Annotated in this window: 20 protein-coding genes and 2 pseudogenes; 14 read left to right on the top strand and 8 right to left on the bottom strand. The window is 60.5% G+C overall.

Features of this window, described 5'->3' with window-relative positions:
* The 4 genes and pseudogenes from BFP70_RS08870 to BFP70_RS08850 all read left to right on the top strand — a co-directional run.
* On the top strand, positions 1-898 hold an 898-nt coding region (locus BFP70_RS08870; RefSeq protein ID WP_176715531.1), incomplete at its 5' end, for a metallophosphoesterase.
* Between the two features lie 422 nt (positions 899-1,320).
* Positions 1,321-1,650 carry a hypothetical protein gene (locus BFP70_RS08860; RefSeq protein ID WP_066011019.1) on the top strand — a complete coding sequence of 110 codons (330 nt, stop codon included), beginning with the start codon at positions 1,321-1,323 and terminating at the stop codon, positions 1,648-1,650.
* Positions 1,651-1,695: 45 nt separating this feature from the next.
* The gene (locus tag BFP70_RS20325; protein WP_176715530.1) at positions 1,696-1,965 is read left to right on the top strand and encodes a hypothetical protein; all 270 of its coding nucleotides are present in this window, start codon (positions 1,696-1,698) and stop codon (positions 1,963-1,965) included.
* A gap of 245 nt (positions 1,966-2,210) precedes the next feature.
* Positions 2,211-3,578: pseudogene (locus tag BFP70_RS08850) on the top strand (transposase).
* Positions 3,579-3,878: 300 nt separating this feature from the next.
* Here BFP70_RS08850 and BFP70_RS08845 read toward each other — a convergent pair.
* Positions 3,879-4,778: a LysR family transcriptional regulator gene (locus BFP70_RS08845; protein WP_066011017.1), complete on the bottom strand. Its 900-nt coding sequence runs from the start codon at positions 4,776-4,778 to the stop codon at positions 3,879-3,881.
* Between the two features lie 133 nt (positions 4,779-4,911).
* Between BFP70_RS08845 and BFP70_RS08840 the strand changes: the two genes are divergently transcribed.
* The 5 genes from BFP70_RS08840 (at position 4,912) to BFP70_RS08820 (ending at position 9,456) form a co-directional block, all read left to right on the top strand.
* Positions 4,912-6,060: an MFS transporter gene (locus BFP70_RS08840; RefSeq protein WP_218059659.1), complete on the top strand. Its 1,149-nt coding sequence runs from the start codon at positions 4,912-4,914 to the stop codon at positions 6,058-6,060.
* A gap of 3 nt (positions 6,061-6,063) precedes the next feature.
* A complete protein-coding gene (locus tag BFP70_RS08835) occupies positions 6,064-6,906 on the top strand; it encodes an SDR family oxidoreductase (protein WP_066011016.1) in 843 nt (280 codons plus the stop codon).
* Positions 6,891-7,694, top strand: coding sequence for an SDR family oxidoreductase (locus BFP70_RS08830; RefSeq protein ID WP_066011015.1), 804 nt, complete (start codon positions 6,891-6,893; stop codon positions 7,692-7,694). Before BFP70_RS08835 ends, BFP70_RS08830 begins: the two co-directional genes overlap by 16 nt.
* Entirely contained in the window at positions 7,687-8,517 is an 831-nt protein-coding gene (locus BFP70_RS08825; RefSeq protein ID WP_066011014.1) for an aldo/keto reductase, read from the top strand. Before BFP70_RS08830 ends, BFP70_RS08825 begins: the two co-directional genes overlap by 8 nt.
* 69 nt (positions 8,518-8,586) lie before the next feature.
* Positions 8,587-9,456 (top strand): SMP-30/gluconolactonase/LRE family protein, encoded by an 870-nt coding sequence (locus BFP70_RS08820; protein WP_066011013.1) that lies wholly within the window; start codon positions 8,587-8,589, stop codon positions 9,454-9,456.
* Here the strand turns inward: BFP70_RS08820 and BFP70_RS21245 are convergent.
* The 5 genes from BFP70_RS21245 to BFP70_RS08805 form a co-directional block, all read right to left on the bottom strand.
* Positions 9,437-10,012 carry a metallophosphoesterase gene (locus BFP70_RS21245; protein WP_255356651.1) on the bottom strand — a complete coding sequence of 192 codons (576 nt, stop codon included), beginning with the start codon at positions 10,010-10,012 and terminating at the stop codon, positions 9,437-9,439. The two genes, BFP70_RS08820 and BFP70_RS21245, sit on opposite strands and share 20 nt — an antisense overlap.
* A gap of 15 nt (positions 10,013-10,027) precedes the next feature.
* The gene (locus tag BFP70_RS21240) at positions 10,028-10,552 is read right to left on the bottom strand and encodes a hypothetical protein (protein WP_218059658.1); all 525 of its coding nucleotides are present in this window, start codon (positions 10,550-10,552) and stop codon (positions 10,028-10,030) included.
* Positions 10,553-10,655: 103 nt separating this feature from the next.
* Positions 10,656-11,375: an NAD(P)-dependent alcohol dehydrogenase gene (locus BFP70_RS21235; RefSeq protein ID WP_218059657.1), complete on the bottom strand. Its 720-nt coding sequence runs from the start codon at positions 11,373-11,375 to the stop codon at positions 10,656-10,658.
* A gap of 57 nt (positions 11,376-11,432) precedes the next feature.
* Positions 11,433-11,873 (bottom strand): alcohol dehydrogenase catalytic domain-containing protein, encoded by a 441-nt coding sequence (locus tag BFP70_RS21230; protein ID WP_218059656.1) that lies wholly within the window; start codon positions 11,871-11,873, stop codon positions 11,433-11,435.
* Positions 11,874-12,136: 263 nt separating this feature from the next.
* A complete protein-coding gene (locus tag BFP70_RS08805; protein ID WP_066011012.1) occupies positions 12,137-13,021 on the bottom strand; it encodes an NAD(P)-dependent oxidoreductase in 885 nt (294 codons plus the stop codon).
* Positions 13,022-13,403: 382 nt separating this feature from the next.
* Between BFP70_RS08805 and BFP70_RS08800 the strand changes: the two are divergent.
* Positions 13,404-13,619 (top strand): annotated as a pseudogene (locus tag BFP70_RS08800) (IS6 family transposase); the annotation flags it as partial.
* A gap of 369 nt (positions 13,620-13,988) precedes the next feature.
* Here BFP70_RS08800 and BFP70_RS08795 read toward each other — a convergent pair.
* The gene (locus BFP70_RS08795) at positions 13,989-15,230 is read right to left on the bottom strand and encodes a class II D-tagatose-bisphosphate aldolase, non-catalytic subunit (RefSeq protein ID WP_066011010.1); all 1,242 of its coding nucleotides are present in this window, start codon (positions 15,228-15,230) and stop codon (positions 13,989-13,991) included.
* The gene (locus BFP70_RS08790) at positions 15,227-16,177 is read right to left on the bottom strand and encodes a carbohydrate kinase family protein (RefSeq protein ID WP_066011009.1); all 951 of its coding nucleotides are present in this window, start codon (positions 16,175-16,177) and stop codon (positions 15,227-15,229) included. The genes BFP70_RS08795 and BFP70_RS08790 overlap by 4 nt, the downstream gene beginning before the upstream one ends.
* A 134-nt stretch (positions 16,178-16,311) precedes the next feature.
* On the opposite strand from BFP70_RS08790, the gene BFP70_RS08785 reads away from it, so the two are divergent.
* The 4 genes from BFP70_RS08785 to BFP70_RS08770 all read left to right on the top strand — a co-directional run bounded on the left by BFP70_RS08785 (position 16,312) and on the right by BFP70_RS08770 (position 20,589).
* Positions 16,312-17,337, top strand: coding sequence for a LacI family DNA-binding transcriptional regulator (locus BFP70_RS08785; RefSeq protein WP_255356650.1), 1,026 nt, complete (start codon positions 16,312-16,314; stop codon positions 17,335-17,337).
* A gap of 129 nt (positions 17,338-17,466) precedes the next feature.
* Positions 17,467-18,780 (top strand): sugar ABC transporter substrate-binding protein, encoded by a 1,314-nt coding sequence (locus BFP70_RS08780; RefSeq protein ID WP_066011007.1) that lies wholly within the window; start codon positions 17,467-17,469, stop codon positions 18,778-18,780.
* Positions 18,781-18,852: 72 nt separating this feature from the next.
* A complete protein-coding gene (locus BFP70_RS08775) occupies positions 18,853-19,725 on the top strand; it encodes a carbohydrate ABC transporter permease (RefSeq protein WP_066011006.1) in 873 nt (290 codons plus the stop codon).
* Between the two features lie 33 nt (positions 19,726-19,758).
* A complete protein-coding gene (locus BFP70_RS08770) occupies positions 19,759-20,589 on the top strand; it encodes a carbohydrate ABC transporter permease (RefSeq protein ID WP_066011005.1) in 831 nt (276 codons plus the stop codon).

The raw sequence follows: 20,589 nt of genomic DNA, 5'->3' as shown, positions 1-20,589 counted from the left end.
CATCCTCCCGGGGAACCACGACTATTACAGGAGCAGGCTCGACGATGACAGACGGCTGCGCGACATGGTCCGTGACTGCGGGAGCTGGTTTGCTCAGAAGACGGAACTCCGCCATCGCCGCGACCGCTACTTCTGTGCCACTCTCTGGACCGACTTCGACCTCATGGGCGACAGGAACGCGGCCATGCAATTCGCGCGCCGGTTCATGCGCGACTTTGATATGATTTCCATCAAAGCCCCAGATCATGAGAAGTACGATCCGGATGTGGTACGGCCGCTTCATCTTGTCACGATCACGCCCGAGGATACCATCAGGCTGCATGGCGAGCATCGCGCTTGGCTGGAGGAGCGCTTGGCGACCCCACATTTCGCAGGCGAAGGGCGGACATTTGTTGTCACCCATCATGGCCCGCACCTGTCCGCGGCAGGCCCGCTGGATCGCCTGACGCCAGCTTTCCATTCGGATCTGACCGATGTGATAAAACAGGCAGATATCGACACATGGTTCTTCGGACATTCGCATCGACGGCTGTCCTCCACGGTTGCTGGCACACGCATTCAAAATGTTTCGATCGGATACCCCGACGAAGATCATGGCCAGAACGAGGATGATCTGGCGGAGGTTTGCCTCGTCAGCGAAGCACCAGCCTTGCAGCCCCTAAATGAGCCGTGGGAGCAGCATGACATCCATCCGGCGCTTGAACGGGATTATGCATATGCGCTGCGGTGCCGCGAAACCTACACACATGTTCTGCTGGATAAGCTGTTACCCGAAACATGCGCCATCCTGCGCCATGATCTGACGGGACGCGCCAGTCCTATCGTGCCGGAGGGTGACGCGTTTTATGCAGTCGATGTCATCCTCGCGCTCGGTCGAAGACTGGCAGGATCAGGATGATGTCCGTTGAGGCGTTCTTCTCGATCTCAGGGATGCTGATCTGCCTGATCGGTCTTGTCCATGTGATCATCACCTATCTGGGGACAACGCGATCGGCTGAACCGGAGCCGGAGCGCGTGAGATTTGTCGAAAGCGCACCCCCGATCCCCGACCACTTGCGTCGCACCCCAAGCGATCCCAGCAACGGGGGGCACAGTCCTAGCAAAGAGGAAGGCGGGGCTGCGGACACCGCAAGAGCCCATGAGGCACCGCGTCGACCGCCACACTCGTGGCCGATCCGCAAAGATTTCTTGATTTCCACGGCTGCCCCCCCCGGACAACATGGAGGTCGGTTCGCCGAGCAATGATGGCGGGTTTGAAATCCGGAAGAGACGCTAGCGCAATGAAGTTTCTGATCTCAACAAGATAAGTGGAGGCCTATCATGAGTGAACATCCTGACGCCTGGATCATTCTGCGCGTCACAATCATCCAGCGCGGCGAGCCTGTCGAAGAATTACGGGTGCTGGCAGGCTGGTTCGGCGGCTATATGAAGTCCGACCGGTGGCGGATCAACTCCGGTATTGTCAGCGTCAAGGCCGATGAACATGAGTATCGCTTTCGCGGCCATTCGGGCTCTGTATATGTCTGCCAGCGAAACGCTTATGGCCTCTCGTCGATCATGAAGTCCGGGCTCAGATTAGCAGAACGGTTGCCGCAATTCCTCAGCATCGAACCCCTTGAGGACCAAGATTGGGCAGCAATACAGCTTTAGGTCGAGTGAGGCTTGTAGTGCTCAACTCACAGGGGCGCGCTCGGCATGCGCAGCCTGCATGTCAGCGACCTCTCGACCAGCCTTGACGCGCTCTTCGCCGAGATCACCGAGCTGGCCCCCAAATGCCGCTTCCGAGATTGTACCCACCAACACGAGCCTGGCTGCGCGGTCCAGGCCGCCGTCGCAACTGGCACGCTCGACCCCGCGCGCCTTGCAAGGAGGAGCAAGCTGAAAGATGAAAATCAGCAGTACACACCTATCGTGACCGGCGCACGCGGGAACAAGAAAACCTCCTCGCGGGGACGCCGGCGCTGAGATTGGAGCTACGCAAACCGCCTTTCGCAAAGGGAGCGACTTGTGCTGATATGTGTTTACGGCCCCGACTATCATTCACCGGTTTGGTTCTTGCTGCAGAGCAGCTTCCTTGAACCAGCCATTCGTCACACAGCGCAGCGTAGTTGGGCAGGCCATGGTCAGCAATGCGGAGATAGTGTTGAAAAAGTCGGTTGCTTAGCGTCGGGGGCTTTGATTCACTCGTTCTGAGAGTGGAGGGCATCGCGATGATGGGGCCAAGGCAAGTTGCGCAGGGCGCGCTGTTTTACGATTTCTCTATTGAGAGCTTCGTGCCGTTGGACCACCCAGTGCGCGGTATCGACCGGTTCCTCGATCTTTCCGATGTGCGGCCACTGTTGGCACCGTTCTACAGTTCTGGCGGGCGCCCATCGATCCCGAACTGAAGATCCGCATGCTTCTGCTGGGCTATTGCATGGGCATTCAGTCCGAGCGGCGGCTTTGCGACGAGGTTCATGTCGATCTGGCGTATCGTTGGTTTTGCCGGCTCGATCTGACCGACGCGGTACCGGATCATTCGACATTTTCCAAGAACCGGCACGGGCGCTTTCGCGAGAGCGGGCTGTTCCGTCATCTGTTCGAGACCGTCTTGCAACGATGTATCGACGAAGGTCTGGTCGGCGGTCACAGCTTCGGTGTCAATGCCAGCTTGATCCCGGCGAATGCCAATCAGACGCGAGGCGTCGACAGCAAGGAAGGCCTGCCCCCGGAGCTGCTGTCTCGAGCCGTGAGTGAATATATCGAAACGCTCGACAATGCGGCCTTTGGCGCCGCAACCGCAGTCGTTCCCAAGTACATCTCGCCAGTAGACCCGGCTGCCCGCTGGACGGGAGCCGACGGCGGTGCCGCATACTTCGCCGATTCTACCAATTAACTGGTCGACTTGGACAACGCCGTGATCGTGGATGTCGAACCCACAGCTCCGATCCGGCCAACGGAGGCGCGCGCCGCACGGGACATGATCGACCGCGTTCAGCAACGCTTTGGCAGCAAACCCGGAAAGTTGGTCGGCGATACAGGCTACGGATCGGCCGAAACGTTGGGCTGGCTGGTAGAGGAGCGCAAGATCGCCCCTCACATTCCCGTTTGGGACAAATCGAAACGCACCGACGGCACCTTATCGAGGGACGACTTTGTCTACGATACCACCAGCGATCAATATACGTGCCCTGCAGGAAATACGCTCGAGACGTCCCGCCGGAAGTTCTCCAAGCCGCGCGTCACGAATGTCAGCAAGGACGGTTTGATCCGCTACCGTGCGCGCAAGCAGGACTGCGACACCTGCCACCTGAAAGCGCAATGCTGCCCGACCCAATCCGCCCGAAAAGTGCTCCGATCGGTTCACGAAGCGGCCCGAGACCTCGCCCGCGGAATTCGCAAAACCGACGCCTACATTACCTCGTTCATGCAAAGGCGAAAGGTTGAGATGCTCTTTGCCCATCTGAAACGATATATCGGCCTACGCATGCTGCGGCTGCGCGGACCCAAGGGTGCAGCCGCAGCAATTCCAACTCGCCGCAACCGCCCAGAACCTCCGCAAACTCGCCAAATTGGTGCCCCTGCCGCCCCCTGCATGAGGGGGATTGGCAATCGGCTCCCTTTGAATGCCCTTCTGAACGCGTCGAACACCGACGTTTTCAACACTATCCGGACGTTCCTGCCGTTTGCTGAATGAGCTTGTTTAACGCTGCACCCGCGAAGTCACGAGGGAGTGAGTGCGAAGAGCAGTTATTCGCAGCGGTCTGCACCTATGGACGCTCAACGAAACCCAAGCGGTCAGCCGTCATTTGCAATATCTGCTCGCAACCCTTCACCAAAAGATGGCTCTGGGGCGTAATTTAACGCCATTCCACAATGGCGCCAAAAAGATGCCCCGGTCACACTCGTTTGCCCTGCATGGACCGCAGCAGGGCCCTCAGGGCTTCGGGCAACTGCCTGCGACTGGGGTAATAGAGGTGGAAGGCCGGGCCCATTGACGACCATTCTGGCAAGACATGCAGCAGCTCGCCGGTTTCCAATTCTGTCCGGACCCGGTCCTCCAGAATGTAACAGATGGCCCCACCGCCTTTTGCGATTTCCAGTGACAGGATCGTCTCGTTGACGATGACGGACCAGTCGAGGGACAGTTCCACTTCCTCGCTGCCGCGTTCCAGCTCCCAGTTGTAGATCCGTCCGGTCCCCATGCGCAGGCCGATGCAGCGATGGTTCTTCAGGTCGTTGGGATGTTCCAATTGCGGGGCATCGGCAAGGTAGTCCGGCGAGGCGACCGCCAGCCAGCGCAACTCAGGCCCGATCGGCAGGGCGATCATGTCCTCCGGCACGGTGCCTCCGTACCGGATGCCCGCATCGAACCCCTCTTGCACGATGTCGATGACATGGTCGTTGATATCAACCTCGACCCTCACTTCGGGGAACTGTCGCATGTATTTCGCCAGAACCGGCGCCAGCACGAGCCGTCCCGCATCTGAGGGCACGTTTATCCGCAAGTTGCCTGCGGGCCGATCGCGGAAGCGGTTCAGCCCCTCCAGCCCGCCTTCGATGGCGTCAAGACCGGCCTGCACATGCGTCAGAAGCTCCCGCCCCGCATGGGTCAATGTCACGCTGCGGTTGGTCCGGTTGAACAGGCGCACACCTTGCCGAGCCTCCAGCCCGCGCATGGCGTGGCTCAGTGCGGAGGGCGAAAGATCCAGTTCGGCCGCAGCTTTCCGAAACCCGCCGGTTTCGGCGATAGTGCGGAAGAGGTTGAGATCGCCGAGGTCAGTGCGGTTGAGTGTCATCGCTGCTCCTTTTTAGCTCATATAGCACGCCTTGTGGTGAATTTCATTCAACACAGCGTGCAATTCGTCTTGCCTTGTCGCGCCTCTGTCACGCCGCTATCTGTCTGCCACACGGCAAGTCAGGAGGCCCCGTATGCAGATCGTCATTGCTCAATTCGTCCTCGCCCTCGGCGGGCTGTTCCTCGGCACCGCCGAGTTCGCAGCCATGGGACTGTTGCCATCAATCGCGGAGACTTTCGAGGTGAACATGCCGACGGCTGGTCATCTGGTGAGCCTCTATGCCATTGGGGTCGTGGTCGGGGCGCCGCTCCTGACGGTCGTGACCGCACGGATGGAGAAGCGGAAGCTGCTCATGGGTCTCGCCGTGCTGATCGTGCTCGGCAACGCCGGCTCGGCGCTGGCGGCGAGCTTTGGCCAGATCGGGGTGGCACGTTTTGTCGCCGGGCTGCCGCACGGGGCGTATTACGGGACGGCGGGGCTGGTTGCGGCCTCGCTGGTGGCGCGTGAAAAGCGTACACAGGCCATCGGCCATGTCATGCTGGGCCTTGCCGCCGCGAACGTGGCGGGCGTGCCGCTGGTGACCTGGATGGGGCAAGTCTTTGGCTGGCGTTCGGCCTTCGGGCTGGTGGCTGCAGGCGGCGTGCTGCTGTTCGTCCTGTTGCCGCTGGTGGTGCCGACGCGGCCCGCGGACAAGGATGCCTCGCCGCTGTCCGAACTCTCGGCTTTCGGTTCGCTTCAGGTTTGGCTGACGCTGGCGACGGCAGCCATTGGCTTTGGCGGCATGTTCGCTGTCTACAGCTACATCACCCCGACGCTGACCGAAGTCACAGGGATCTCTGAAGCGCAGGTGCCGTGGATGCTGGCGCTCTGGGGGCTGGGGATGGTCGTGGGCAATACGCTGGGCGGCTGGCTGGCTGACAAGTCGCTGACCGGCGCGATCCTCGGGTTCTTCGGCTGGACGGTGGTGACGCTGGCGCTCTTCGGCGCGGTTGCGGCCAATGTCTGGCTGGCGGGGCTGGCGCTCTTCCTCGTAGGCATCGGGTTCGCGCTAGTCCCGGCGTTGCAGGCCCGGTTGATGGACGCGGCGCCGCGCGCGCAATCGCTGGCCTCGGCTATGAACCACTCGGCCTTCAACCTGTCGAACGCCATCGGCGCCTGGACCGGCGGGCTTGCGATCTCGGCGGGCCTCGGCTGGGCCTCCACCGGCTATGTCGGCGCGGCGCTCGCGCTGGCCGGGCTTCTCATCTTCGCCATCTCGCTGAAACTTCAAGGAAAGGACTGAACCATGACACGTATGCAAGACGTCATCGCCCCCGGGAATACCGCCGTGATCACCGGCGCCGCTAAGGGCATCGGGGCCGCCATCGCCGAAGACCTCTCCGCGCGGGGCATGAATCTGGCGCTGTTCGACCGCGACCCCGAAGCGCTCGAAGCGCTCGCGACCCGGCTGAAGGGCGACGTGCTGACCGTGACCGGCGACGTGTCCATCCCGGCAGATTGCGAAAACCTGCACGGAGAGGTGACCGATCGTTTCGGCGTGCCACACTTGCTGATCAACAATGCCGGCATGATGCGCCGTCCGGGTCCCTGGGCCTCGCCCGAGGAGTGGCGCGAGGTTCTGGACGTGAACTTCACCTCTGCGCTCCGGATGCAGCACCTCTTCGTGCCGGACATGATCGCCGGCGACCAGCCGGGTGCGATCGTCAACCTCGGCTCGAAGGAAGGCATCACGACACCGCCCGGACAAGCCGCGTATTCCGTCGCCAAGGCGGGCATCAAGGTGCTGACCGAACAGCTGGAGCACGAGCTGCGCAACGCCACCGACGGCCGCCTTTCGGCGCACCTGCTGGTGCCGGGCTACACCTACACGCCGATGAACTTCCCCGACGCCAAGGCGGGCGACAAGAAGCCCGATGCCCCGTGGTCAGCGGAACAGATGGTCGATTACTTCATGGCGCGTCTGCTGAACGGCGACTTTTACATCCTGTGCCCCGACAACGAGGTGACGCCCGCGATGGACGCGAAACGTATCCGCTGGGCCGCCGAGGACATGGTGCGCAATCGTCCCGCGCTGTCGCGCTGGCACCCCGATTGCAAGGAGGATTTCGCCCAATGGATGAAATCGTGAAACCTCGCGCGCTGATCACCGGCGGCTCCGCCGGGATCGGGTTCGAGATCGCCAAGCTCCTGGCCGAGGACGGTCACGACCTGATCATCACCGGCTCCAGCGCCCGCGTGCAGGACGCCGCCGAAACCCTGCGGACCCATGAAGTGGATGTCATTGCCGTGCAGTCCGACCTGTCGACCGAGGAGGGCGTGCGCGACGTCGTGGACACCGTCCGCAAGGCCGGGCGTGTCGATGTCGTCGTCCTGAACGCCGGCATCGCCATCGGCGGGGCCTTTCTGGATATTGCGCTGGAGAGGCACCTCCAGTTGCTCGAACTGAACATCACCTCCACCGTGCGGCTGTGTCATGCACTGCTGTCAAAACTTATAGAGACTCGGGGCAAGCTGCTGCTGGTCAGCTCGCTATCTGCCACGACCCCCACGCCGTTCGAAAGCGTCTACGGGCCCTCCAAGGCCTTCATGACCTCCTTCGGCCACGGGCTGCGCGAGGAGCTGAAAGACACCGGGATTACCGTGACGATCCTGCACCCCGGCGCCACTGCGACCAACTTCCACGGCCGCGCGGGCATGGGCAGCACCCGCTTCGGCGACTACAGCTGGAAGAACGATCCTGCGCTGGTCGCCCGTCAGGGTGTCGAGGCCCTGCGCGCGGGCGTCACCAGCGTCATCGGCGGCGATGCGGCCACGCAGGAGGCCGGAGCCGAACACAAGATCCTCTCAGAGGAAGAGAAAGCGCGTCGCCACGCAGTGCTGGCGCGCCCCGACCAAAAAGGGACAGACAATGCATAACGTGAACGCAAATGGCGCGGAGATCCCCGCACTGGGCTTTGGCACTTTCCGCATGGACGACGCCGAGGTGGCCGCCGTGCTGCCCGAGGCGCTGAAGCTGGGCTTCCGCCATGTCGATACCGCCCAAGTTTACGGCAATGAGGCCGCCGTGGGCGCCGCGATCAAGGCGGCCGGCGTGGCTCGGGACGAGATCTTTCTGACCACCAAGGTCTGGGTGACCGAATTCGCCGAGGCCGACTTCCTTCCCTCCGTCGAGGAGAGCCTGAAAAAACTCGGCGTCGACCACGTGGACCTGCTGCTGCTGCTGCACTGGCCGCACGGGAACGATACACCGCGCGAGGTGCAAATTGCCGAGCTGAACAAGACCGTCGCAAAGGGCATGGTCCGCCACATCGGTGTCAGTAACTACAACGTGGCTGAGATGCACGAGGCCGCAAAGCTCTCGGATGCACCGCTGGTCACCAACCAAGTGGAATATCATCCCTACCTCAGCCAAGCGCCGATCCTGAAGGCTTGTGAAGAGCTGGGCATGGTGCTTACCGGCTATTACGGCATGGCCGACGGTCTGGTGCCGCAGGATGAGGTCCTGAAAGATATCGGCTCTGCCCATGGCAAAACGGCCGCGCAGGTGGCCCTGCGCTGGCTGGTTCAGCAGCCGCGTGTCGTGACCCTGTCGAAGACCGCGAAGCTCGAGCGCCTGCCCGAGAACTTCGGCATCTTCGACTTCGAGCTGAGCGACGCCCAGATGGAGGCCATCCACGGCCTCGCGCGTCCCGACGGGCGGATAATCTCGCCCGAGGACATGTCTCCCGAATGGGACTGACCCCGGACTGATCCGTCCCATGCCCTCGCCGCTCCCTCCGGTGGGGGCATTTTCTTCTGGAGTAGCGCGATGCCCCTCGAGACCTACGACCCCATCTTTGCGACGCTCTTCCCGCAACGGGCGGAGCTTCAGTGTCTCTGGTCCAGCGGCGGGTGGCTCGAAGGACCGACCTGGCTGCCGGACATCGGCATCCTTGTCTTCAGTGACATCCCCAACGACCGCCAGCTGATCCACACACCTTCGACACGGCTGACGTCGGACTATCGCGGCGGGGCGAGGCATTTCGTCAACGGCACGACGGGCGCCGACGGGGCGCTCGTGATGTGCGAACACGGAACCCGCGCGCTGACCCGCCTGATGCCGGATGGCACGCGGGAGGTCCTGGCCACGCATTACGGCGGCGGGAGGCTCAACAGCCCGAACGATGTCGCGATGGCGGCTGACGGTGCGCTCTGGTTCACCGATCCCAGCTATGGGATCGAGATCGAGGGACAGGGTATCGCCGGACCCAAGGAGCAGCCGGTGAATGGCGTCTACCGCTGGCACCAGGGGCAGCTGACGCGCGTATTCTCGGACTTCGCCTATCCCAACGGCATCGCCTTCGGGCCGTCAGGCGACTTGCTCTACATTGCGGATTCCGGTGGCAGCCGTGCAGAGGGGCAGCGACACATCCGCTCGTTTCACAAAACTACCGATCACTGGTCGGGTGGGGAGGTCTTCGCCACCTGCCCGAACGGTGTCTTCTACGGGTTTCGGGTCGACGCTGACGGTCGCCTCTGGGCGAGCTCCGCGGATGGTGTCTATGTCTATGCGCCGGACGGCGACTGCCTCGGACACATCCCGGTGCCCGAGGCAGTCAGCAACCTGTGCTTCGGTCCGGGGTGCCTGTTCATCACCGGCGCGACAAGCCTTTACAGCATCATGCGCGCTGCAGGATAAACACGCTCAGCTCGGCAGGGACGCCAAGCCGTATGGCAAACCCCGGCCAGAGGGCCGTGCCGTTGTTGACGTAGAGCGTCGTGTTGCCCAGCCGGTAGAGCCCGGAGACGAAGCCGTCATTGAACCGCGCGATGAGCGCATCGAGGCCCCGGATCATGCCGCCATGGGTGTGCCCGGCGAGATGCAGGGCAACACCTGCACCCGCCGAAAGAAGCGCATCGGCGGGCTGATGGTTGAGCAGGATCACCGGCAGCCCCTCCGGCGCGCCCTGCAACGCGGAGCCGAGGTCAGGCCCCGGCAGTCCGAACCGATGCGCGGATCGATCCGGGACACCGGCGACAATCAGACCGTTGTCGCGCGTGCCCAGAACGACGTGTTCGTTGTGCAGGACGATCATGCCGAGGCCCGCGTAATGCGCCATCCACCTGTCGTGATCGAAGTAATACTCGTGGTTGCCGGAGACGACAAAGACCCCATCCGTCGCCCGTAGCCCTGCCAGGGGTGCGACATCTGCCTCGCGCGCGTCGAGCGTGCCGTCGATGACATCCCCGGTGATCAGGATCGCATCGGCCTACAGCGCATTGGTCCGGCGGACCAGTTCCTCGGTCCAAGGGGCTCGAAACAGGCGACTCAGGTGCAGATCGGTGAGTTGCACGATGCGATACCCCTCAAAGCTTTCCGGCAGATCGGCAATGGCGAGGTCGACGCGGCGCACGGGCGGTTGGCTGATGGCGGAATTCACGCCAAAGCCCGCAAGGGCTAAGGCCACAACGATGACGCTCCTGCCTGCGGTCTTTGGCAGGAGTGTCCATGTCAGTCTGACAAGCGACGCGACTAATCGGAGCAGGTCCAGCACGACAAACATAACCGCGGCAAACACGATGGCCGCGAAGAGGACGTTCACCCAAATCAGCACGGCACGCGGCACTTCGGCGGAAAACATCGTGCCGAAGGTGAGCCTGGTCAGGAGATGATGCTGCGAGATCAGTAGCACGCCGAGGCAGCACACGATCCGCAGGAAGCGGGACGCGGGCAACAAGGGCCAGAGATGCGCGGAGACAAAGAGGCCGAGCGCCCCGGTGACCAGATGAAACATGGAAAGGGTCCTTTTCAGGATCTGAAGGCTGGCGGCGGTTTCAAAAGACGCGAAGAGGCCGCCCAAAGCACATGGGCGACCTCGCTTCGTGAAGCGGACCGGTTCAGGCGTTCTGGATGTCGATCACGTAGCGATAACGCGCCCGCTTTGCTATCACGTCCTCCCAGGTCCGATTCAGATCCTCGAAGTGGATCAGCTGATACTCCGGTGCGATGCCGTGCAGGTCGCAGAAATCGATCACTTCCTGCGTCTCACGGATGCTGCCGATCAGCGAACCGGCGAAGGAGTTACGCCCCTGGATCGTGGTGAAGGGCGATAGCTGGTTCGGCTCGCTGACATCACCGATGCCGACGAGGCACATGGTCGCGTCGCGCTTCAGTTGCGCGACCAGCGGGTTCATGTCGTGCTGGTAGGGCACGGTGTTCAGGATGAAGTCGAGCGACTTGCGATGCTCTTCCATCTTGGCTTCGTCGTAGTTCACCACGACGTCCACGGCACCGAACGCGCGCGCGTCTTCTTCCTTGTCGGCGCTTGTGGTAAAGACGACCACTTCGGCGCCAAGCGCATTGGCGATCTTTACAGCGAAGTGGCCGAGGCCACCCATCCCGACAACGCCGATCTTGGCGCCCTTGCGGACGTTCCAGTTCCGCAACGGAGAGTAGACCGTCACCGCCGCGCACATGACGGGACCTGCGGCCGCGAGGTCGAAGGTCTCGGGAATGCGGATCACGAAATCCTTGTCGACGACGACGCCGGTGGAATAGCCGCCCTGCGTGGTCTCGGTCGGCTCGATGTCGGCAGCGACACCCGTGCCGTAGGTCATGGTCGAGCCGTTCTCGCAATACTGCTCGAAGCCCGCGTCGCATTCGCCGCAATGGCCTCAGGAGTTGACCATACAGCCGACGCCAACGCGGTCACCCACACGGAAATTGCTGACGCCGCTGCCGACGGCAGTGACGACCCCGGCGATCTCGTGGCCCGTCACCAGCGGATAGCGCTGCTGGCCCCAGTGGCCGCGCGCGGTGTGGATGTCGGAATGGCAGACGCCGCAGTAGTGGATTTCGATGGCAACGTCATTCGTACCAACGGCACGGCGGTTGAAGTCGAAGGGCGCGAGCGCCGAGTCCGCGGATTGCGATGCGTAGCCGGAGACGGGGAACGGCGCGTTGAAGGCGGCCGGGGGGACGTCCGTTGCGGCATAGGCGGCGCGGCTGCCCGCGAGCCCCGCCGCGCCCCAGGCGCCCGTGCCTGCGGCGAGCTTTAGGAAGTTGCGGCGGCCCGCGTTGTCGGCCAGGTGATCGGCATCGTAGGTAACGGTCATGATAACTCCTGTTGGATAGGCACGCAGGGGAGGTTTGCGCACATCACAAAGATATGCATTCCCTCGTTTCTTTCGCTGTGGCTGTGGCTCAACACGGTGATCGGTCGGGCTGAACGCGGATGTCATGAAACATGATCAGGCGCGCCGCAGGGGCATTGCCAAAGGTGCCTTTGAAGCCCCGCTCAGATCGACAGCGCCAAGGACTGAGAGGGGCGGAAGCACCTCGGCTGCTCCCGCCCCTCTCAGGTTGCTCCGCGATTTGGTCAGCGCGCCTGTGACCCGTTGTGGCGCGGCTGGAAGCCCAGAACGCGCTTGGCCTTATCGTTGGTCAACACCACCTCATTGCCCTCGAAGCGTCGCTTGCGTTCGACCTCCGGGAAATGCGCCTCGAGAAGCGCCTCGGTCGGCGCCCGCATCACGGTGTCGTCGTTGGTGATGAAGAACGCATCCTTCCCGCGCGGCGCATGATGGAGTGCCTTCTCGATCCCTTGGGCCGCATCGCGGTTGTCGATGTAGGTCCAGAAGTTCCACATGCGCTGCGTCGGATCGTCCTGCCAGTCCTCGAAGCCCGGGTATTCTTCAGTATCGATAACATTGCTCAGGCGCAGGCAGGTGATCCGCAGCTCGGGGTCGTTTTTGCAGAACTCTTCTGCCATAACCTCGCCCAGAACCTTGGTCAGCGCGTAGACGTTGTAACCACGCAGCGGATAGTCTTCGTCCACCGGCACATAGGGGGCGCCGGTCTGATCGAAGGGCACGCCGATGCCCACCTCGCTCGCCGCCCAGACGATATCCTTGATGCCGAGACGGCGACAGGCCTCGAACACGTTATAGGTCGTCATCATGTTGAGCCGGAACTCCTCGCTATCGGGAACCATCCGGGGATGCGGGACCGAAGCAAGGTGGATGACCACGTCGAAGGCCTTCCGCTCGGGGCGGGCGTAGACATCCTCGCCCACCGAGGCCAATCCGTCGAGCGTGTCGCCGAAATTGGTCAGGTCCACCTGCATGTAGGGTTCATCCAGCGTATAAGGCGCTTCCTGGTCGAGGCAGAACACTTGATGCCCCTGCGCCCGTAGGTAGGGGATGAGGACCTTGCCTACCTTGCCGTGGCCACCGGTAACTGCAATGCGTTTTCTATCCGTCATAATGCTGAAAATCCTTTTCTTTGTCGCCCTTTGGCATTCCGATCTCCAACCCTTTCTGACTATGAAGTTGCGCGAATTCGGTTCAACGCTCTGGTGAACCTGGCTCTTCCAATGTAGCTGTGCGGCGCAACATGCTGTGCAACAGGGTAGGTCATGAATCCCACGGCGCTTGAAACTGAGCTCGCATGAACTCAGACGCGATTTCTGTCGACGGAGCCTCGACCTGATGCAGTCCTAGCCAAAACTATAACGGGGTGTCTAACGTCAGCGCCAATGGGACAGTTTAGGATGATTTGATAAGGGGGAGTTTCTGTCTCGTCGTAACCACCGAGGAGTGAAGATGAGACAGAAACCCGGAACCAAGCAAGGCCACAGTGAGAAGGTAGTCAAGGACATCCATCGAGCGACTCGCAAGCGTGAGAAACTGATGGGCAGGTTCAAGTCGCCCAGGCAAGCGCAGAGGTTCCTCTCCGCCCATGACCAGATCAACACTCTCTTCCGACCCCGCCGCGATCAACTTTCCGCTAACTTCTATCGTCATACCAGGTCCGACGCCCAGGACCTTTGGCCCCACTATGCCCTCGAGATGACCGCCTGACATTCGCCCTTCCGGCCGAACTCGCCGACCGACAAATAAGTTGTTAGTGCCGGTGGCAATGCTCAGTCCGTGCTTCCGCCACATCTCAGCCGTCGGTACCTCGGCCTCTTACTACTCGACCATCCCGAAACTCCGGGCTCAGGCGAAACAGTTCTTACGCATGTGTCTGATCCTCCAGAGCTGGCGCGGATGCCACATCACGGTGAGGGGTTGCAACCGCTGAAATCCCTCACCGTCAATTGCAACCGTCATGCGAAGCAGCGACAGTATGTCTTCGGAACAATCATGCCTTCAAGATAATCGTCTGGCGGACTCCCGTTGGTCTGCATTCGCACGGCTTAACGCAACGTGATATTGCCGATGCAGATCCTAAATTGAACATGCCGAGTAGTAGCGCTTGATACATTTACCGATATGTCTGTCAATCAGCGCAACGGGATCTGTGTTCACTTGGCCGAATTCGAGACCGCTGAAAGCCTGCGTTACCAGCGTTGGCGGGACATCCAGCTGCGTAAGATTTTCGATCAGCTGGTCGACGGCTTTGGCGACTTCGGGCATCGCCCAATAGTAGCGGATCCTGTCGGAATAGCTGAAAATCCGTTGCAGCAGGTCGGTGCCGCGATAATAGTCGGACCAGTAGGCGGGGTTGTCCTCCATGGCCTTGGCGACAACTTCGCGCAGGCGTGAGGGCGTCGCGGGATCGAGACGCGCCTCGATATCCGCCAGCGCCCAGACAGCCTCACGGAAGCGGAATGTCAATTCCGGGCCGACCTTCAGGAAGAAGAAATGCGATCCTACCAGTTCGGCGAGAGAGGCGGTCGGCTGATAATCGGTGGAATGCGCCTCGAAAGTCAGACCCGGCGACGGCAGAATCGCCTGTGACAGATCGGCGGCTGCCTCCGGATCGTAGACGAAGACCGAGCTATGACCGAAATCCACCCCCGGCTGGGTGACCACAGACACGATCCGCTCCCACGCGGCATCCAGACCCCGTTCGGTCCATGCCGCGCGATGCGTATCGATCGTGCGCTGAAGCCTGTCGACCGAGGTCACATCCAGCGCGTCCGGCTCTTCGGTCTCGCCACCCGGGATCGGCACTTCCGTACCCACGATGTAGATCAACGCGCTCGGATCGGGCGCATGGGTCTCGGCCACGACGCATAGATCCGCAGCACGCGCGGCAATGGTTTCAAAACTCGGCGGCGCCTCGCCTCCCAGGGGCATGGAGGCGTCGAGATGGATTTTCGTGAAGCCTGCTTCGACATAGAGCCGGACCAGTTCGCGCGCCTTTTCCATGGCTTCTTCAGCGGGGCGCGATTTCCAGGGATTGGGTCCGAGATGGTCCCCGCCCAGAATCAGATGGGTCATAGGCACGCCTGCATCGGCTGCCATACCACGCACCCACTCCATGTAGTCGCGCGGCGTCATGCCGGTATAGCCACCCTCCTGATTGACCTGATTGCAGGTAGCCTCGATGACCGTCAGTTTGCCGGTCGCTGCCGCATGGGACAGGATGGCCTGTAGGACATGGGCATTCGCGGTGCAAAAGCTCGGAAGACCGACAGGTTCGCCTTTGCGGTTGCGGTCGATCATATTGCAAATAGCGTTCATGCCTTCGCTCCTTCCAGCAATCGGGCCTGTTGGGCTAGAAATTCGGTAATTTCCTCGGGGGAGGAATTGCCCTCCATAGGGCCACGCCGCGTTACGGCAATGGCGCCTGCTGCATTCGCCCTTGCGCCCGCCTCGAGAACCGGTGTGCCCAGAGACAGCTCGGCGAGGAATGTTCCACAGAAGCAGTCGCCCGCACCCGTTGGATCAACTTCGGTCACGGCATAGCCGGGCAAATCGATGCGGGTATCGGCGAAAATCGTCGCGCCTTCGGCGCCGCGCTTGAGCACAACAAGCCCATCGCGTTGCGCGAGGCGCTCGATAGCCTGCTCAAGCGGAAGGTCCGGGAAGAGATAGGGAAGATCAGACGTACTTGGCAGAAGGCAATGTGCCTCCTGCATGATTTCTTGAAGCGCGCGGAGCGCATCATCATCGCGCATGAGTTCCGGGCGCGCATTGGGATCGCAGGCCAGTTTCCCACCCTGATCCAGGACCTGCCGGGCATAGGTCATGATCAGATTGCGCAGAACCGGATTGCCCAGCGAGGCTGCCGAGACATGGAGAAGCAACGGCCCCTCCGGCAAGGCCGGAAGAGAGAAATCATCGGCCGCGGTTCCACTGATATGGAAGATAAAATCGCGTGTTCCATCGTCGTAATAGCTGACAAATGCGGTGCCGGTCGAGCGGCTGCCCAGCTTGATGGCAGAGCAATCGACACCGTCCTGCTTGAGGCGGGCAATCGTTGTATGGCCAAAGCCGTCTGCCCCGACGCCTCCGATCATTGTAACAGTAGCACCGATCCGCGCAGCCTGATCCGCGAAAATTGCAGGGGCGCCGCTGGGATAAGGCCCCGAATAGGGCCCGACCTGAGTCAGTCCGCAATTTTTTACATGAGATACGAACTCGACCAGAATCTCTCCGATTCCGATCAGCCGATGTCCTTTGAACATCTTGAAACCTCCCTTGAGTCGTTCTTGTTGCTAGCGATAATATTTACGCGCGTCAATATTTATGGAATGATCGGGGAGATTGACAAGCGTGACCTCTGCGGAGATGAGCACGATAGGCAGACGGAGATTGCATCGTGAGAAAAGCAAAAATCCATTCCATGGAAGAGCTTTCCGCAACGATCGGCATTTCACGCCCCACCCTGTCCAGATATTTCCAGAACCCAGAATCTGTTCGTGCATCCACCGCGCGTAAGATCTCCGACGCGATGGAAACGCTGGATTACGTCCCCAATTTTTTTGCAACTCGACTGAACCGCAAAGCTACCGGAATGCTGGGCGTAGTCATTCCGCATGCGACGGATCTGTTTTTTGCAAGCGTCCTTGAACAGATCGAGATTTTCGCCGCAGAATTGGGGTATACCGTCTTCACACAGAGCTCCCATGGCTCTCCGGAATTGGAAAGTCGGGCGATCGAGCAGTTACTCTCGATGAATGCAGACGGGGTTCTAGTGGCACCCTTGGGGGGGCAAAGCCGCCTTGAGAGCCTAGACAGGCTGCGCCGCAATCTGCCGATGGTGCTGGTGGATAGTCCCATTCCAGGGCTTGATGATGTCGATTTTGTTGGCACAGATAACCGCCAAAGCATTAGGATGATTGGAGAATATCTTTTAAGGACGGGTCATCCCCCGACGTTTCTGGGTATGCCCCGACTAAACGCAAACGCCGACTCCCGTGAAGCCGCCTACATCGAACTCATGGAGGAAAAAGGTCTTGAGCCGGTCGTGATCCGCGGACGAAGCGTTGGCGCCAGCTGGCACTTCGAGGCCTATGCCCATGATGTCATGGAGGGGCATTTTGCACAGGGGCGGCATGTGTCTGGCGCGCTGCTTTGCGCGAATGACCGCCTTGCCATCGGTGCATTGCGGGCGGCCACCAGATTTGGGCTGACCGGAGAGAACGGGCTCAGGATTGCGGGGCATGATGACCACCCCCTTAGCCGTTTCATGACACCCGCGCTTACGACGGTGGCTCAGGACATTCCCGCGATCGCCCGGGCGGCGCTGCGCCTTGTAGCCGACCAGATCAAAGGCGATAGCCATGATCTGCCGCCGCGTCGTGAAACTTTCGCCACACGGCTGATCATTCGAGAATCCGCCTAAAAACCTTTCGATATTTTCAAAGGCTTGAGGCCGCAGCAGGGGAACTGCTGCGGCTTTGGCATTTTTTTGCTTGACCGGAGATCATAAAAAAGCGCATATCTTTACACGCGTAAAAGGGAGGAGCCTTAGATGCCGAATAAATATAGTTTGATGGGGACGGTCGCAGGACTGGCCCTGCTGTCTGGCCTGACATCTGCACAGGCGGAAGAAATCACGATCGCGACCGTCAATAACGGCGATATGATCATCATGCAGGAACTGTCTCCGATCTGGGAGAAAGAAACCGGCAATACAATCAATTGGGTTGTGCTGGAGGAAAATGTCCTGCGTCAGCGTGTGACCACCGATATCGCAACCGGTGGCGGGCAGTATGACGTGATGACCATCGGTTCTTACGAAGCCCCGATCTGGGGGCGCCAGGACTGGCTGACGCCGCTGAACGATCTTCCCGGCTTCGACTATGATGATCTGATCCCCACCGTTGCGGCGAACCTTTCGGCGGATGATACGCTCTACGCGGTGCCCTTCTACGCCGAAAGTTCATTCACGCTCTATCGTAAAGACCTGTTTGAAAAGGCCGGTCTGACCATGCCGGATCAGCCCACCTGGGAGCAGATCCGCGAATTCGCGGCCAAGCTGACCGACAAGCCCAATGAGGTCTACGGCCTGTGCCTTCGCGGCAAACCCGGTTGGGGCGAGAACCTGTTCGTCTTCGGAACGATGGTCAACACCTTCGGGGGCCGTTGGTTCGACGAGGATTGGAACGCGACCATCGACACCCCCGAGTGGAAAGCCGCTCTGGATTATTACCTCGACGTCATGACGAAATACGGCCCGCCCGGCGCGACGTCGAACGGGTTCAATGAGAACCAGACGCTGTTCCAGACCGGAAAATGCGCAATGTGGATCGATGCAACCTCTGCTGCAGGTCGCGTGTTCGATCCGACACAGTCGGATGTCGCAGACAAGGTCGCCTTCACCGCTTCGCCGGTCGCGACCGTTCCCAAAGGCAACTCTGCCTTCTGGGCGTGGGCGCTTGCTGTGCCCGCCAGCTCGCAAAAACAGGATGTTGCAAAAGAGTTCATCTCTTGGGCCACTTCCGCGGACTACGTCGCCCTTGTCGGTAAGGAAAAGGGCTGGGTCGCCGTGCCGCCGGGTACGCGCCTGTCCACCTATAAAAATCCGGACTATATCGCCGCTGCGCCGTTTGCAGCCACGACGCTCGACGCTATCCAATCCGCAGATCCGAATGATGCGACGGCCCAGCCGGTCCCCTATGCCGGTATCCAATATGTTTCGATCCCCGAGTTCCAAGGTATCGGCACGACTGTCGGCCAAAACATCTCTGCCGCTCTCTCCGGCTCAATGACTGCGGAGCAAGCTCTGCAATCCTCGCAACGGTCCGCAGAGCGCGAGATCCGTCGCGCTGGGTACGGCAACTAATCCGCCCTCCCGCGGACAGGTGGGGTGCGCCTTAGGCCACCCCACTCTTCTTTTCCCTATAAAGAGAACACAATGGCGACCACACACGCACGCGCCGCGGCGCGCCTCATGATCTCACCCTCAGTTATCCTGCTTCTGGGCTGGATGCTGATCCCACTGTGTATGACGCTATATTTCTCCGTCCTGCGCTATAATCTGCTGATGCCGGGAGATACCCCCTTTGCGGGTATCGAGAATTATCAGTATTTCCTGACTGATCCGGCGTTTACGACGGCATTGATCAATACGCTTGTCCTGGTGGTGGGGGTTCTGGTTGTCACCATTGTAGGCGGCACCCTTCTAGCGCTTCTGCTGGATCAGCCGATGTGGGCGTCAGGGATCTGGCGCATTCTGGTGATTGCTCCGTTTTTTGTCATGCCGACCGTCTCTGCACTGGTCTGGAAGAACATGTTCATGAATCCGGTCAACGGGCTATTTGCACACCTGTTCAAGGCTTTGGGTCTTGCGCCCTTTGACTTTCTGGCCCAAGCACCACTGCTGTCGATCATCGGGATCGTAAGCTGGCAGTGGCTTCCTTTTGCCACGCTGATCCTGCTGACGGCCATGCAGTCTCTCGATAGCGAGCAGATCGAAGCGGCCGAGATGGACGGGGCGGGCGCCCTGTCGCGTTTCCGCTATATCACCATCCCCCATCTGGGGCGTGCGGCCACTGTCGTTATCCTGATCGAGACGATTTTTCTTCTCTCCGTCTTTGCCGAAATCCTCGTGACGACAAATGGCGGGCCGGGCAATGCCTCGACCAACCTGACCTATCTGATCTATGCCGAAAGCCTTCTGCGCTTTGATGTGGGCGTGGGGTCCGCGGGCGGTGTGGTCGCGATCATCCTTGCCAATATCGTCGCTATTTTCCTCATGCGCGCCATCGGGAAAAATCTCGATGCCTGATCTCACACCCGCAAATCCGCGAAAGGACTGCTGATGGCTCGGGCCGTTACACCGCAGCGCAAAGCGCTCAATACTGCAATTGCCGCCATTGTCGGTGCGTTGATCTTCTTCCCCATTTTCTGGACTGTGCTGACTTCGTTCAAAACCGAAGCACAAGCGATTGCCGACCCGCCCGTCTGGTTTGCCTTCGACTGGACGTTAGAGAACTACACCGCCGTCAATCAACGATCGGATTATCTGCTACACTTCTGGAATTCGGTTGTGATCTCGGTGGGATCGACGTTGCTTGGTCTGGTGATTGCCGTCCCCGCAGCATGGGCCATGGCCTTTGTCCCTGGCCGTCGAACCAAAGATATCCTGATGTGGATGCTGTCGACCAAAATGCTGCCATCGGTAGGCGTTCTCGTGCCGATCTATCTTCTGTTCCGCCAACTGGGTCTGCTGGACACGCGCACGGGGCTCGTCATCGTGCTGACGCTGATCAACCTGCCGATCATCATCTGGATGCTCTACACCTATTTCCGCGAGATCCCGGGCGAGATTCTGGAGGCGGCGCGAATGGACGGGGCCAACTTGCGTGAGGAAGTCGTGCATGTGCTTTTACCGATGGCCGTTCCGGGAATGGCGTCGACTGTGCTGCTCAATATCATCCTTGCGTGGAACGAGGCGTTCTGGACCCTCAATCTGACAGCGGCCAAGGCCGCGCCTCTGACGGCCTTTATCGCAAGCTATTCGTCGCCCGAAGGGTTGTTCTACGCCAAACTGTCGGCCGCCTCGACAATGGCAATTGCCCCCATTCTCATAATGGGCTGGTTCAGCCAGAAACAGCTCGTGCGCGGGCTGACCTTCGGCGCGGTTAAGTAA

This window comes from Thioclava sp. SK-1 (assembly GCF_001705665.1).
GTDB lineage: Bacteria > Pseudomonadota > Alphaproteobacteria > Rhodobacterales > Rhodobacteraceae > Thioclava.
Note: the sequence above shows the minus strand (reverse complement) of the source record. Positions and strands in the feature narration are given on the sequence as shown.

Coding starts and splice junctions, on each gene's coding strand:
- BFP70_RS08830 (WP_066011015.1), top strand. CDS start 6,891: ATGGATGAAATCGTGAAACCTCGCGCGCTGATCACCGGCGGCTCCGCC.
- BFP70_RS08835 (WP_066011016.1), top strand. CDS start 6,064: ATGACACGTATGCAAGACGTCATCGCCCCCGGGAATACCGCCGTGATC.
- BFP70_RS08790 (WP_066011009.1), bottom strand. CDS start 16,177: ATGTTCAAAGGACATCGGCTGATCGGAATCGGAGAGATTCTGGTCGAG.
- BFP70_RS20325 (WP_176715530.1), top strand. CDS start 1,696: ATGCGCAGCCTGCATGTCAGCGACCTCTCGACCAGCCTTGACGCGCTC.
- BFP70_RS08820 (WP_066011013.1), top strand. CDS start 8,587: ATGCCCCTCGAGACCTACGACCCCATCTTTGCGACGCTCTTCCCGCAA.
- BFP70_RS08860 (WP_066011019.1), top strand. CDS start 1,321: ATGAGTGAACATCCTGACGCCTGGATCATTCTGCGCGTCACAATCATC.
- BFP70_RS08770 (WP_066011005.1), top strand. CDS start 19,759: ATGGCTCGGGCCGTTACACCGCAGCGCAAAGCGCTCAATACTGCAATT.
- BFP70_RS08845 (WP_066011017.1), bottom strand. CDS start 4,778: ATGACACTCAACCGCACTGACCTCGGCGATCTCAACCTCTTCCGCACT.
- BFP70_RS08795 (WP_066011010.1), bottom strand. CDS start 15,230: ATGAACGCTATTTGCAATATGATCGACCGCAACCGCAAAGGCGAACCT.
- BFP70_RS08775 (WP_066011006.1), top strand. CDS start 18,853: ATGGCGACCACACACGCACGCGCCGCGGCGCGCCTCATGATCTCACCC.
- BFP70_RS08780 (WP_066011007.1), top strand. CDS start 17,467: ATGCCGAATAAATATAGTTTGATGGGGACGGTCGCAGGACTGGCCCTG.
- BFP70_RS21235 (WP_218059657.1), bottom strand. CDS start 11,375: ATGACCTACGGCACGGGTGTCGCTGCCGACATCGAGCCGACCGAGACC.
- BFP70_RS21240 (WP_218059658.1), bottom strand. CDS start 10,552: ATGTTTCATCTGGTCACCGGGGCGCTCGGCCTCTTTGTCTCCGCGCAT.
- BFP70_RS08825 (WP_066011014.1), top strand. CDS start 7,687: ATGCATAACGTGAACGCAAATGGCGCGGAGATCCCCGCACTGGGCTTT.
- BFP70_RS21230 (WP_218059656.1), bottom strand. CDS start 11,873: ATGACCGTTACCTACGATGCCGATCACCTGGCCGACAACGCGGGCCGC.
- BFP70_RS08805 (WP_066011012.1), bottom strand. CDS start 13,021: ATGACGGATAGAAAACGCATTGCAGTTACCGGTGGCCACGGCAAGGTA.
- BFP70_RS08840 (WP_218059659.1), top strand. CDS start 4,912: ATGCAGATCGTCATTGCTCAATTCGTCCTCGCCCTCGGCGGGCTGTTC.